Annotated in this window: 8 protein-coding genes; 4 read left to right on the top strand and 4 right to left on the bottom strand. The window is 73.9% G+C overall.

Annotation, left to right across the window (positions count from 1 at the left end):
* Window positions 1-362 precede the first annotated feature (362 nt).
* Window positions 363-911, bottom strand: a complete 549-nt coding sequence (locus ACZ3HQ_RS12455) for a MarR family winged helix-turn-helix transcriptional regulator (protein ID WP_467509987.1) — start codon at window positions 909-911, stop codon at window positions 363-365.
* Window positions 912-1,046: 135 nt separating this feature from the next.
* On the opposite strand from ACZ3HQ_RS12455, the gene ACZ3HQ_RS12450 reads away from it, so the two are divergent.
* A complete protein-coding gene (locus ACZ3HQ_RS12450) occupies window positions 1,047-2,309 on the top strand; it encodes an MFS transporter (RefSeq protein ID WP_467510026.1) in 1,263 nt (420 codons plus the stop codon).
* Between the two features lie 84 nt (window positions 2,310-2,393).
* On the opposite strand, the gene ACZ3HQ_RS12445 is transcribed toward ACZ3HQ_RS12450, so the two are convergent.
* Window positions 2,394-4,022 (bottom strand): ATP-binding SpoIIE family protein phosphatase, encoded by a 1,629-nt coding sequence (locus ACZ3HQ_RS12445; RefSeq protein ID WP_467509985.1) that lies wholly within the window; start codon window positions 4,020-4,022, stop codon window positions 2,394-2,396.
* Window positions 4,023-4,152: 130 nt separating this feature from the next.
* A complete protein-coding gene (locus ACZ3HQ_RS12440) occupies window positions 4,153-5,532 on the bottom strand; it encodes an NAD(P)/FAD-dependent oxidoreductase (protein WP_467509983.1) in 1,380 nt (459 codons plus the stop codon).
* A 305-nt stretch (window positions 5,533-5,837) separates the two neighbouring features.
* On the opposite strand from ACZ3HQ_RS12440, the gene ACZ3HQ_RS12435 reads away from it, so the two are divergent.
* A complete protein-coding gene (locus tag ACZ3HQ_RS12435; RefSeq protein ID WP_467509981.1) occupies window positions 5,838-6,554 on the top strand; it encodes a TetR/AcrR family transcriptional regulator in 717 nt (238 codons plus the stop codon).
* 171 nt (window positions 6,555-6,725) lie between these two features.
* Window positions 6,726-8,684 (top strand): sigma-70 family RNA polymerase sigma factor, encoded by a 1,959-nt coding sequence (locus ACZ3HQ_RS12430; RefSeq protein WP_467509979.1) that lies wholly within the window; start codon window positions 6,726-6,728, stop codon window positions 8,682-8,684.
* Here ACZ3HQ_RS12430 and ACZ3HQ_RS12425 read toward each other — a convergent pair.
* Window positions 8,681-10,768, bottom strand: coding sequence for an asparagine synthase-related protein (locus tag ACZ3HQ_RS12425; RefSeq protein ID WP_467509977.1), 2,088 nt, complete (start codon window positions 10,766-10,768; stop codon window positions 8,681-8,683). The two genes, ACZ3HQ_RS12430 and ACZ3HQ_RS12425, sit on opposite strands and share 4 nt — an antisense overlap.
* A gap of 759 nt (window positions 10,769-11,527) precedes the next feature.
* Between ACZ3HQ_RS12425 and ACZ3HQ_RS12420 the strand changes: the two genes are divergently transcribed.
* Window positions 11,528-12,952, top strand: a complete 1,425-nt coding sequence (locus ACZ3HQ_RS12420; RefSeq protein WP_467509975.1) for an MFS transporter — start codon at window positions 11,528-11,530, stop codon at window positions 12,950-12,952.
* The last annotated feature ends 19 nt before the right edge of the window (window positions 12,953-12,971 follow it).

Here is a 12,971-nt window from a genome sequence, read left to right as displayed (position 1 = left end):
GTCTTCGCTTTCGCGCTTTCCTTTCCGGCGGTTCCGACTCTATCAGATCCTTTCGGCGTCTGATTCCCAGTCAGAGGGGGTTGTCTTCCCGGCCCGCTGGGCCGTTCCGACGTCTCAAACCTTAGCGGATCATCCCCGGCAGTTCCTAATCGGGCTGCCGGTTCCCATTCGAATTGAATTCGGACGTGCCGAAAGCAATCCCAGGGGATGGTCGTGCTGGTTGGTGTGAGGTTGCCGCTCCAGGCGGCGAGGTGTTGCGGAGAACCGATACGGCTCCGTGCAACCCGAAGAACTCTACGGACTCGCCAGGGGCGGGTCAAGCCCCCCTGTCAAGATTTTTTCTGGGGCCCAGCTCCGGGCCGTCAGTCCAGGTCGGAGAGCCGGCCCTCGGCGTCGGGCTGGGCGTGCTCCACGCGGCGCAGGAGCCGGGTGAGGACCTCTCCCAGTACGGAACGCTCCCCGGAGGTGAGGTCCTGGAGCAGGTCCTCCTCGAAGACCGTCGCCATGCGCATCGCCTCGAGCCACTTCTCGCGGCCCTCTCCGGTCAGCTCCACGATGACACGGACCCGGTTGGACTCGTCGCGCTCGCGGGTGACCAGGCCCTCGGTGACCATGCGGTCGATCCGGTGGGTCATGGCGGCCGGGGTGAGCCCGAGCCGCTTGGCCAGCTCGCCGGGGCCCATCCGGTACGGGGCGCCGGAGAGGACCAGGGCCTTCAGTACTTCCCACTCCGCGTTGCTGATGCCCAGCTCGGCGGTCTGGCGGCCGTACGCCACGTTCATCCGGCGGTTCAGCCGGGACAGTGCCGACACGATCTCCTCGACCTGGGGGTCGAGGTCCTGGAACTCGCGCTGGTAGGCGGCGATCTGTTCTTCGAGTGTCGGCTCCGGGACGCCGGCGGTGTCGGCCATGCCAAGGAGTATGGCACGGGGACTCTTTGCTTTGAAGTCCTTCGACATGTACTCTTTAGCTTCGAACTTTAGCTTTGAAGTCTTCACTCCTAACTTGTGGAAGAGGTGAACGTGACCAGGGCGATGGGGGCGGCGATGCCCCGCATCCACGTGGGCAACGCGCTCAGCGCGTTCGGACTCGGCTTCACGGTCCCGTATCTGTACGTCTATGTGGCGCAGGTGCGAGGGCTGGGGGCCATGACGGCGGGACTCGTGCTCGCCGTATTCGCCGTGGCGGCGCTCATAGCGCTGCCGTTCGCCGGGCGGGCGATCGTCCGGCGCGGTCCGTTGCCCGTCCTGCTCGCTGCCCTGGTCCTGTCCGCGCTCGGCGCCCTGGGCCTCGGGCTCTCGGGCAGTGCGGTGTCCGTACTGCTGACCGCCGCCGCGCTCGGTGCCGGGCAGGCTGTCATGCAGCCCGCGCTGGCGACGATGATCGTGGACTGCTCGACCACCGCGACCCGGTCGCGGGCGTTCGCCATGCAGTTCTTCCTCCAGAACCTCGGTCTGGGCGTCGGCGGGCTCATAGGCGGCCACCTGGTCGACACCAGCCGCGCCTCCTCCTTCACCGTGCTGTTCAGCATCGAGGCCACGATCTTCCTGCTGCTCGCCGTGCTGATGGCGACGGTGCGGATGCCGCGCGCGCCGCGCATGGACGACCTGCCCTCCGGCTCGGCCAAGGGCGGCTGGCGTCAGCTCGTGCGGAACCGGGCCATGGTCCAGCTCTGCGTGCTGGGCTTCGTGCTGTTCTTCGCCTGCTACGGCCAGTTCGAGTCCGGCCTGAGCGCCTATGGCGTCGAGGCCGCCGGGATATCCACGTCCACGCTGGGTACCGCGCTCGCCGCCAACACGATGATGATCGTCGTGGCGCAGTTCGCCGTGCTGAAGCTGGTCGAGCGGCGGCGCCGGACTCGGGTGATCGCGGTGGTCGGCCTGATCTGGACCGTGGCCTGGCTGGCGGCGGGGTACGCCGGGCTCGGGCACGGCAGCCAGGAGATGGCCACGGCCGCGTTCGTCTCCACGTACGCGCTGTTCGGGCTCGGTGAGGCGATGCTGTCGCCGACCGTGGCGCCGCTGGTCGCCGATCTGGCGCCGGAGGGCATGGCCGGGCAGTACAACTCCGCGTTCGCGCTGGTCAAGCAGTTGGCTCTGGCGGTCGGGCCGGCCATCGGCGGGCCGCTGGGTGCCTCGCTGCCCGCGCCGTACATCGTGACCTTCGCGCTCTTCTCGGTGGCGATCAGCGTGCTGGCGCTGCGGCTGGGCCGACGGCTCACGCCCGCGCAGGACCACCCGTGGGCCGTGGCGGCGAAGAGCCGGGTCGTGGCGCGGGGCGGTGCTCCGGCGGAGTCGGTCAGCGCGTAGGAAGTACGTACATTAGGAAGTACGTACATACGGAAGGGCCGGGAGCGCATCACGTGCTCCCGGCCCTTCCGTATGTACAGAGCGCTAGCGCTTCGGGAGGAGGAACTCGCACCAGACGGCCTTGCCGCCGCCCGGGGTGCGGCGGGAGCCCCAGCCGGAGGCGATGGTGGCGACGATGTCGATGCCACGCCCGGACTCGTCGGCCGGTTCGGCGCGGCGGCGGCGCGGGAGATGGTCGTCGCCGTCGGTGACCTCGATGATCAGGCGGCGGTCGGTGCGGCGCAGTCTCAGCCGCATGGGCGGGGTGCCGTGCTGGAGGGAGTTGGCGACGAGTTCGCTGGTGGCGAGGACGCCGAGGTCGTGGAGTTCGGTGGGGAAGCGCCAGCTCGTGAGCACACCGGAGGCGAAGGCGCGGGCGCGCGGGGCGGCCTCGACGCCGCCGAGGAGGTCCAGGGCCGCGTTGCGGAAGAGGTCGGCTGTGGGGCCGGTGCGGTGGGGGTGCTGGAGGACGAGGACGGCCACGTCGTCGTCGTGGTCGGCGGTGACGCCGGCCGAGCGGACCAGGCGGTCGCAGACGACCTGGGGGGTGCCGGTGGCGCCGGAGAGGGCGCGGGCCAGGGCGGCGATGCCCTCGTCGAGGTCCTGGTCACGCCGTTCGACCAGGCCGTCCGTGTAGAGGACGGCGGTGGAGCCGGGGCCGAGGGGGACGGAGCCCGAGGAGTGGACCCAGCCGCCGGTGCCCAGCGGGGGGCCGGTGGGTTCGTCGGCGCGCAGGACCTCGCCGTTCTCGTCGCGGACCAGGATCGGGAGGTGGCCGGCCGAGGCGTAGACCAGGCGGCCCTCGTTGGGGTCGTGGACGGCGTAGACGCAGGTGGCGATCTGGTTGGCGTCGATCTCCACGGCGAGGCCGTCGAGGAGCTGGAGCACCTCGTGCGGGGGGAGGTCGAGGCGGGCGTAGGCGCGGACGGCGGTGCGGAGCTGGCCCATGACGGCGGCGGCGCGCACCCCCCGGCCCATGACGTCGCCGATGACGAGGGCGGTGCGGCCGCCGCCGAGGGTGATGACGTCGTACCAGTCGCCGCCGACCGCGGCCTCGGTGCCGCCGGGCTGGTACGTGGCGGCCACGCGCAGGTCGTCGGGTTCCTCGAGGTCCTGCGGGAGCAGGGAGCGCTGGAGGGTGACGGCGGTCTGGCGCTGGCCGCGTTCGCTGGCGCGCAGGCGTTCGGCGGCCTCGGCGTGGTCGGTGACGTCGGTGGCGAAGACGAGGACGCCGGCGTCGCGGTCGCCGTGGCCGGTGACCAGGGTGCAGGTGAACGTGTAGGAGCGGCCGTCGACGGCCTTGCGGGACTTCAGGGTGCGGGGTCTGCCGCTGCGCAGCACCTGGTCGAGGAGGGGGAGGAGGCCCAGCTCGGCGAGTTCGGGGAGGACGTCGCGGGCCGGGGTGCCGGGGGCGCGGGGGCCGAAGGCGGCGGTGTAGGCGGCGTTGACGTGGGCGAGGCGGTGGTCGGGGCCGTGGACCAGGGCGACGAGCGCCGGGACGCGGTCGAGAACCTCGCGGGCGGGCAGTCCGTCGACGGCGGAGGCGGGGTGTCCGGCGCGGGCGGCGGGCACCGGGTTCTCGCCACGCCGGTCCGGGGGGACCGTCTGCTCGGTCCGCGCTGCGGCGCGGCGCTGCGTTCCGGGGAGCCGGGCGCTCCAGCGCGTGAAGTTCACAGTGGGGAAAGCCTCGCGTGTGCAGAGGGCGGGCTGTTGCCCGTCCGAGGATGTGGAGCAGTCTGGCAGGTGGCCGTCCGCGGCGACATCCGTCAGACGGCCGTACGGGCCGGGGAGTTCCCGGCTCCGGTCAGGACGACCCCTTCGGGGGGTCCGGGTGCCGCCGTGGGGGTTTTCCACCGGCCGCGCGTTCGAACTCGGCCCGCGGGTGTTCGAGTGAGCCGAGGGAGACGATCTCGCGTTTGAAGAGGCCGGCGAGGGTCCATTCGGCGAGCACGCGGGCCTTGCGGTTGAAGGTGGGCACGCGGCTGAGGTGGTAGGCGCGGTGCAGGAGCCAGGCGGGGCGGCCGGTGAGCCTGCGGCCGTAGACCTGGGCGACGCCCTTGTGCAGGCCGAGGGAGGCGACGGAGCCGAGCTGCCGGTGTGCGTAGGTGCGCAGGGGTTCGCCGCGCAGGGTGTGCACGATGTTGTCGCCGAGGACCCTGGCCTGGCGCAGCGCGTGCTGGGCGTTGGGCGCGGTGGTGGCGCCGGGCTCGGCGGCGGTCACGTCGGGCACGGCGGCGGCGTCGCCCGCGGCCCAGGCGTGCTCGGTGCCCTCGACGGCGAGCTGGGCGGTGCAGCGGAGCCTGCCGCGCGCGTCGAGGGGCAGGTCGGTGGCGGCGAGCACCGGGTGGGGTTTGACCCCGGCGGTCCAGACGACGGTGCGGGTGGGGAAGCGGCGGCCGTCGCTGAGGACGGCGACCCGGTCGGCGCAGGATTCCAGGCGGGTGTTGAGCAGCACCTGGATGTTGCGGCGGCGGAGCTGGGTGACGGTGTGGCGGCCCAGTTCGGGGCCGACCTCGGGCAGCACCCGGTCGGTGGCCTCCACCAGGACCCATTTCATGTCCTCGGGGCGGAGGTTGGAGTAGTACCGGGCAGCGTAGCGGGCCATGTCCTGGAGTTCGCCGAGGGCCTCCACCCCGGCGTAGCCGCCGCCGACGAAGACGAAGGTGAGGGCGGCGTCGCGCAGGGCGGGGTCGCGGGTGGAGGAGGCGATGTCCATCTGCTCGATGACGTGGTTGCGCAGCCCGATGGCCTCCTCGACGGTCTTGAAGCCGATGGCGTGCTCCGCGAGACCGGGGACGGGCAGGGTGCGCGAGACGGAGCCGGGGGCGAGGACGAGTTCGTCGTAGCCGAAGAGTTCGGCGGCGCGGCCGTGCCGCTCGGTGGCGAGGGTGGTGACGGCGGCGGTGCGTACGGCGTGGTCGACGGTGGTGACCTCGCCGATGACGACGCGGCACTCGGGCAGCACGCGGCGCAGGGGGACGACGACATGGCGCGGGGAGATCGAGCCGGCGGCCGCCTCGGGGAGGAACGGCTGGTACGTCATGTAGGGGTCGGGGCTGACCACGGTGATCTCGATGTCACCGTGTCTGAGCTGCCGTTTCAGTTTCCGCTGGAGACGCAGGGCGGTGTACATGCCGACGTAGCCACCGCCGACGACCAGAATGCGCGCGCGTTCCTTCACCATCCCATGACGCACCCGGCGCTGTTGTTTGTCCACAGCCTCGGCAATTTGTGTGACCGGCGGCCGGAGGTGCGGGGGCACGGAATCCGGACATAAATGGCTCGTACTCCGATCGAGGGGCGCACTGTGCGGAACCTACCCCTTCTGAATTGACTCCCGCTCAACTATGTTGCTGTGTCGACGGGGTGCGGGAGGGTCGTCGGGGGTCGCCGCGTGCGGGCCCGCTCAGGACCGGCACCAGTTTTCCGCGCTTTCGGAAATCAGTGGCGGGGAGTCTCCGGGGGGAGACGTCATTACCGGGGGAAGACATGCATGTTCAGGAAACGCACTGGTCAGCGGCGCCCCTCGCGTCGGCCGGACGGACGGGCGGCGGGCGTGCCGCGCCGCTGCGGGTGGACGCGCAGCGCAATCTGGAGCACGTGCTGAGGGCGGCGCGTGAGGTGTTCGGCGAGCTGGGCTACGGCGCGCCGATGGAGGACGTGGCGCGGCGGGCGCGGGTCGGTGTGGGCACCGTGTACCGGCGGTTCCCCAGCAAGGACGTGCTGGTGCGGCGGATCGCCGAGGAGGAGACCGCGCGGCTGACCGAGCAGGCGCGGACCGCGCTGGGCCAGGAGGACGAGCCGTGGTCGGCGCTCTCCCGCTTCCTGCGCACCTCGGTGGCGTCCGGCGCGGGCCGGCTGCTGCCGCCGCAGGTGCTGCGGGTGGGGGTCGCCGAGGAGGGCGGCACCCCGCCGGCCGACGAGGCACGGGTGCCCCAGCAGCGGTCTCAGGCCGGCGCCGGTGAGCTGCGCCTGGTGGAGGGGGCGGGCGGCGAGCCGGGTACGGCGGCGCTGCTGGAGGTGGTGGGCCGGCTGGTGGAGCGTGCCCGGGCGGCGGGGGAGCTGCGGGCCGACGTGTCCGTCTCCGACGTACTCCTGGTGATCGCCACGGCGGCGCCCTCGCTGCCGGACGCGGCGCAGCAGGCGGCCGCCTCCGCGCGGCTGCTCGACATCCTGCTGGAGGGACTGCGGTCCCGGCCCGCGTAGGCACATTGAAACCCCCTGCCGGGGCTGCCTGTTCGGAACTCTTTGCGGGCGGTTGGTGAAACTTCCGCTCGGATGAGTGATGGGTCGGACGAGTGGACCGGTGGTGAATGCGGCTATGGCACGCTGAGCCCGTAAAGGATTGGGCTGTGCCGGTGTCGGGGGCTTTACGCGATGGGCGTTGACGAGTGGGACGGCGCGCGCGCCGACGGTAGTGGTGACGCGGAGGCCGGGGGGCTGACCTCGCCGCAGGTGCCGAGCCAGGGCGGCCGGGCCGCTTCCGGCGGCGGCGAGCGGGCGAGTCTCCCGGCCCAGCGCGAGGGCAGCGCGCTGCCGCCCCCGCCCGACGCGCCCCCGGCCGACGGCGAGTTGATCGAGCGGATGCGCGCCGGGGACGACTCGGCGTACGAGGAGCTGTACCGGCGGCACGCGGACGCGGTGCGACGCTACGCGCGTACCTGCTGCCGGGACGGGCACACCGCCGACGATCTCACCGCCGAGGTGTTCGCCCGCATGCTCCAGGCGGTGCGCGGCGGTTCGGGCCCCGAGTACGCGGTACGCGCCTATCTGCTGACCTCGGTGCGCCGGGTCGCCGCGCACTGGACGCAGTCCGCCAAGCGCGAGCAACTCGTGGACGACTTCGCGGTGTTCGCCCAACAGGCGTCCAGGGCGGCCGAGGTGGCCGACGACACCGGGGCCCTGGGTGCCTTCGGTGCCGATCTGGGTGCCGACGTACGGGCGATGCACGAGGCCGAACAGACCCTGGCCATGCAGGCGTTCCGCTCGCTGCCCGAGCGCTGGCAGGCGGTGCTCTGGCACACCGAGGTGGAGGACGAGTCGCCCAGCGAGGTGGCCGTTCTGTTCGGGCTGGACGCCAACGGCACGCGCGTCCTTGCCAGTCGGGCCCGTGAGGGACTGAAGCAGGCGTACCTCCAGGCGCACGTCAGCGCGACCCTGGTGAACGACGAGGAGTGCGCGCGCTACGCCGACCAGCTCGGTGGCTACGCGCGTCGCAAGCTCCGCATCCGGGCCGAGCGCGGGCTGCGCAAGCACCTGGAGGAGTGCGCCAAGTGCCGTCTCGCGGCCGCGCAGATCGAGGAAGTGGCCGGGGGCATCCCGGCCGTCGTCCCGATCGCGGTCATCGGCTGGTTCGGCGCCGCCGGGTACGCCAAGGCGCTCGGTGTCATCGCCGGTGGCGCGGGCGTGGGCGCCGCGGGTGCCGCCGCGGCCGCGACCGGGTCCACCGGTGGCGGCGCGGCGGGCGGCGGCGCGGCCTCGGAGGGGCTGGGCGCGCCGGTGAAGGCGGGCATCGCCACCGGTGTGGTCGCGGTGGCGGCCGCCGCCCTGGCCCTGGCGCTGGTGAACGACAGCCGGCCCGCCAAGGAGATCGCCAAGCCGTCGCCGTCCGCGCCGGTGGTCCAGCAGACCCCGCCGCCCGCGCCGCCCCCGCCGGCCAAGCAGAAGGAGCCCGCGCCGAAGCCGCCCGCTCCGCCCGCCCCCGCGCCCGCCGTCCCGGCGGCGGACAAGCCGGAGCCGAAGCCCACCCCGAAGCCGACCCCCAAGCCCACCCCGACCCCGACCCCGAAGCCGACTCCCAAGCCCAGGCCGACCCCGACGCCCACCCCCACCCCCACGCCCCCGAAGCCGAAGCCGACTCCCACGCCGACCCCGACGCCCACCCCTCCGCCGCCCCCGCCCCAGTCCTACGAGCTGAGCGAGCTGCGCTACGACCTCACCGGCGACGGCACCGAGCCCGAGGTCCGGCTCGGCGACAGCAGTTGGGTGTGGCAGCGGTACAGCATGTCGATCGGCGGTGAGCGCTACTCCCCCGGTGTCACGGTGCACGGCGACTCCTCGGTGACCGTCGACCTCAACCGCGAGTGCAGCGCCTACGACGCGGTGGTCGGGGTGGACGACATGACGCTGGGCCTCGGCAAGGTCGCCTTCGCGGTGTACGCGGACGGCACCCGCCTCTGGCGGTCCGGCACGGTCTCCGGCGGCGACCCGGCGGTACCGGTCCATGTGAACCTGGCCGGGCGGAAGACGGTACGGCTGGTGGTGGAGCCCAGGGGTACCGGCTTGAACCAGGCGGCCCTGGCGGACTGGGCCAAGTCCCGCTTCTCCTGCGGCTAGCTGGGCCGGGCGCCGGCCCGCAGGGCACCCCGTTGGGGGGCGATGCCGGCCGGGACGGCGCGGGCGCGGGCCGGGGTGCCGGTCCAGCAGGTGCCGCGGCGGGCCAGCAGGCGGCCGAGCCAGAGTTCCAGGGAGACGAGGTCGGCGAGGCCGTCCAGCGGGAGGGGTTCTCCGGCGGCGGCCTCCCGGACGGCCTTGCGGATCACGCGGGCCTCGACCAGACCCGCGTCCGCGAGCAGCGGGGTGTCGAAGAGGTCGACCAGGGAATCGGCGGCCAGCCGCAGGCCGGTGCGGGCGGCTGCGGCCGAGGACGCGTGGGACGGGGTGCCCCAGCCGGGCGGCAGGTCGGTGACCCCGGCGCCCTCCAGCACCGTGCGCAGGACGGCCGCGCGGGCGCCGGGCTTGACCCGCAGGGCCTCGGGGAGGTCGCGGCAGGCGCGGACGACCTGGTTGTCGAGGAAGGGCGCGTGCAGCCGCTGCGAGCGGACCTCGGCGGCCTGTTCGAGGACGCGGAGATCGGCCGCGTGCCGGGCGAGGACGGTACGGGCGCGGAACTCGCCGGGTCTCTGGCCGGGTCCGCCGGCCGCCCGGTCGGCCCCGGTCTGGAGGAGAACCGATACTTCGGCCAGTGCTTCCCCCGTGAGCCACCGGGCGGCCGGACCGGGTCTCGCCCAGGTCAGCGCGGCGAGCGAGGCACCGACCGCGCCCTTGGGCTCGTCGAACCGCCGTCGCATCAGCCGCTCGGCCAGCGCCTCCAGACCGGTGCGGTACGGGGTGCGGGACAGCCGCCGGGCGGCGCCGTAGACGCGGGCGGGGACCAGGACCGAGCCGTCGGCGCGGGTGAGCGCGGCGACCGGGCGGACCAGATGGCGCCGCTGGCGGTCCAGCAGGAGGTCGGCCAGGCGGGCCGGGTGGGCGTCGAGCACCTGGCGGGCGCCGTGGCCGGTGAAGTGGTCGGCGCTGCCCGCCGCGAGCCGGGCGCGGTGCCGGGCGGCGGTGACGAGGGAGGGGCCGGGTTCGTCGGTGAGGGGGCCGTCGAGGTCGGCGTAGGGGAGGGTGTCCTCGGCGCCGGTGACCACCACGTGGTGCAGGCGGGGGTTGGCGGCGAGGGCTCCGGCGCGCTCGAGTTCGGCCTCGCGGCCGCCGACAGCCAGGTCGTTGAAGGTGACGGCGAGGAGGCGTTCGCCCGCGCCGGTACCGTGGCCGAGGAGGGTGCCGGGCCGGCCGGGGAGCCCGGCGGCGAGGAGGGCCAGGGTGCCGGAGGCGGGGCCGCCGGAGAGGTCGGCGCCGATGCCGGGCACCGGCATGCCGCGGGCGGCGCGCCGTTCGGCCGGGCCCATGCCGGGCACCGGGCCGGGGTCGAGTCCGGGGACGTGCCGGGGGGCGGCGAGCCGGACCCGTACGGCTTCCACCAGGGCGTCGCGTACGGCGTCCACCGCGCGGTCGGGGTCGGCGGCCGGCGCGGCCACGGCGAGGGAGGCGACCGGCTCGTAGCCGACGATCTCGCGCGCTCCGGCGCGCAGCACCAGCGCGTGGCCGGGCGCGACGCGGCGTACGCCCTCGTAGGGGGTGGTGTCGCGCAGGGCGGCCGGTACCTCGGGGGCGGCGAGGAGGGCGGCGAGGTGCCCGAAGTCGAGGTTGGCCTCGGTGAGGTCGGCGAGCGGGAGCGCGGCGGTGGCGTAGGCGGTGCCGCCCTCCCAGGGGGCGTGGAAGACCGGGCGGGCGCCCGCGAGGTCGCCGCAGACGGTGATGCGCCGGCCGGCCTGGACGACGGCGGTGTAGCTGCCCGGCCAGGCGGTGAGATGGCGCAGGGCGCCGCCGCGCGCGGTGAACAGGCCGCGCCGCAGCTCCTCGTCGGAGGCGCCGCAGATGCCGAGGACGGCGATGCGGTTCTGGGCGTCGGCGTGCACCACGCGGACCTCGTCGGGGCGCCAGTCGCCCACCGCCCACAGCGGATCGGGGTCGCCCCACAGCAGATGGGAGCCGACGGGGCGCAGGGTCTCGCCGTCGTACCCGGTGGCTCCCGCGGTCTCGGCGCCGAGAGCGCGCGCGGCGGTGCTGCTCCAACCCACCAACCACCGCATCGACGCCTCCACAGGCTGTGGACCACCAGTGCACCGCACGAACCGGACCCCATGCTGCCATGAAGAACGCGCCGGGGAAGGGTGGTGGCGCCGCCTTCGATCGAGGGAAATCGCCAGGAAACACGGCGGGGCGCGGCGCGCGGCCGGGACCCGGCGGGGCGCGGCGGGCAGGATGAACTCGCGTCCTGCCCGCGCGGGTTGGGGGGAGGGCGGCGAGGGGAGAGCGATGCGAATGCGCCCCGGTTCACTCCCCCGGAACGCCCTTCGCGCCCTCAAGTGCCGTGGTGGGAACGGAAATGCGGGCGGCGGAACGACGGCTGTTTTCGGCCAAATTGGCGACAGGGCACGGGCTTTGAGCACGCTCCGTACAGGCCCTGCGGAGCGCGCGGCGGCCCGGCGAGCGCGCACGGCCCGGGAGACGGGCGTCGCCTCCCGGACCGGTCCGCCGCCCGCGGGGATGTAGGCGGCGGCGTCCCCCAGCCCACTGGACGCAAGTACAGCGGGCCGACCCACGCAGAGCCATGGAACCGCTCCCCCGGTGGCCGGAGAAGAGCGCACGGACAGGCGCACGGCCACACGCGCGGGGGCACGCCGCGACGCTCCGTGCACGGTGCGTACAGGGCCGTACTCCCGTACGGACCGCAATCGCGCCATCCGGAACAATGCCCCTTAACGCTTGGGATGCGGCGAACTACGCTGTGTTTACGAATGCCGCGTGGTTATGCCAGCGGGGCAGCCGTCTGTGTCGAGGGGTGGCGCATGTCCAGGGAGCAACGCGGGCCGAACGAGAAACTCGGCACCGTTCTCGCCCTCGCGGGAATCAGCAACGCGGGCCTCGCGCGCCGGGTCAACGACCTGGGCGCGCAACGGGGTCTGACGCTCCGGTACGACAAGACCTCGGTCGCGCGCTGGGTGTCGAAGGGCATGGTGCCGCAGGGTGCGGCGCCGCATCTGATCGCGGCCGCGATCGGGCAGAAGCTCGGCCGGCCGGTGCCGCTGCACGAGATCGGCCTCGCCGACGCCGACCCCGCGCCCGAGGTGGGCCTCGCCTTCCCGCGCGACGTGGGGCAGGCGGTGCGCTCGGCGACCGACCTGTACCGCCTCGACCTGGCCGGACGCCGCGCGGGGTCCGGCGGGATCTGGCAGTCGCTGGCGGGGTCGTTCGCCGTGAGCGCCTACGCGACGCCCGCCTCCCGATGGCTGATAACCCCCGCCGACAGCTCGGTCGAGCGGGAGGCGCACCCCGAGGGAGGCGCCGCCGCACCGATCAAAGTCGGCCACAGCGATGTGCAGAAGCTCCGGGAGGCCGCCGAGGACGCCCGGCGCTGGGACTCCAAGTACGGCGGCGGTGACTGGCGTTCCTCGATGGTGCCGGAGTGCCTCAGGGTGGAGGCGGCCCCCCTGCTGCTCGGCTCCTACTCCGACGAGGTGGGCCGCGCGCTGTTCGGCGCGGGCGCCGAACTGACCCGGCTGGCGGGGTGGATGGCCTTCGACACCGGCCAGCAGGAGGCGGCGCAGCGGTACTACATCCAGGCGCTGCGCCTCGCCCGCGCGGCGGCCGACGTGCCGCTCGGCGGGTACGTGCTCGCCTCGATGTCCCTCCAGGCGACCTACCGGGGCTTCGGCGACGAGGGCGTCGACCTCGCGCAGGCCGCGCTGGAGCGGAACCGGGGGCTGGCCACCGCGCGCACGATGAGCTTCTTCCGGCTGGTCGAGGCGCGGGCCCACGCGCGGGCGGGCGACGCGCACGCGGCCGGGGCCGCCCTGAAGTCGTCCGAGGGCTGGCTGGAGCGGTCCCGCGAGGGCGACAGCGACCCGACCTGGCTCGGCTTCTACGGCTACGACCGCTTCGCCGCCGACGCCGCCGAGTGCTACCGCGACCTCAAGGCGCCCCGCCAGGTCCGCCGCTTCACCGAGCAGGCGCTGTCCCAGCCGACCGAGGAGTTCGTCCGCTCGCACGGGCTGCGCCTGGTGGTCTCCGCCGTCGCCGAACTGGAGTCGGGCAACCTGGACGCGGCCTGCGAGCAGGGCGTACGCGCGGTCGAGGTGGCCGGCCGCATCTCCTCCGCCCGCACCACCGAGTACGTCAAGGACCTCCTCCACCGTCTGGAGCCCTACGGCGACGAACCCCGGGTGGTGGAACTCCGCGAACGGGCCCGCCCGCTGCTGATGGCTCCCGCCTAGAGGGCACAAGGCTTCTGTG

Source organism: Streptomyces sp. NPDC018263, assembly GCF_055562575.1.
This window is presented reverse-complemented; position numbering and strand designations above follow the sequence as displayed.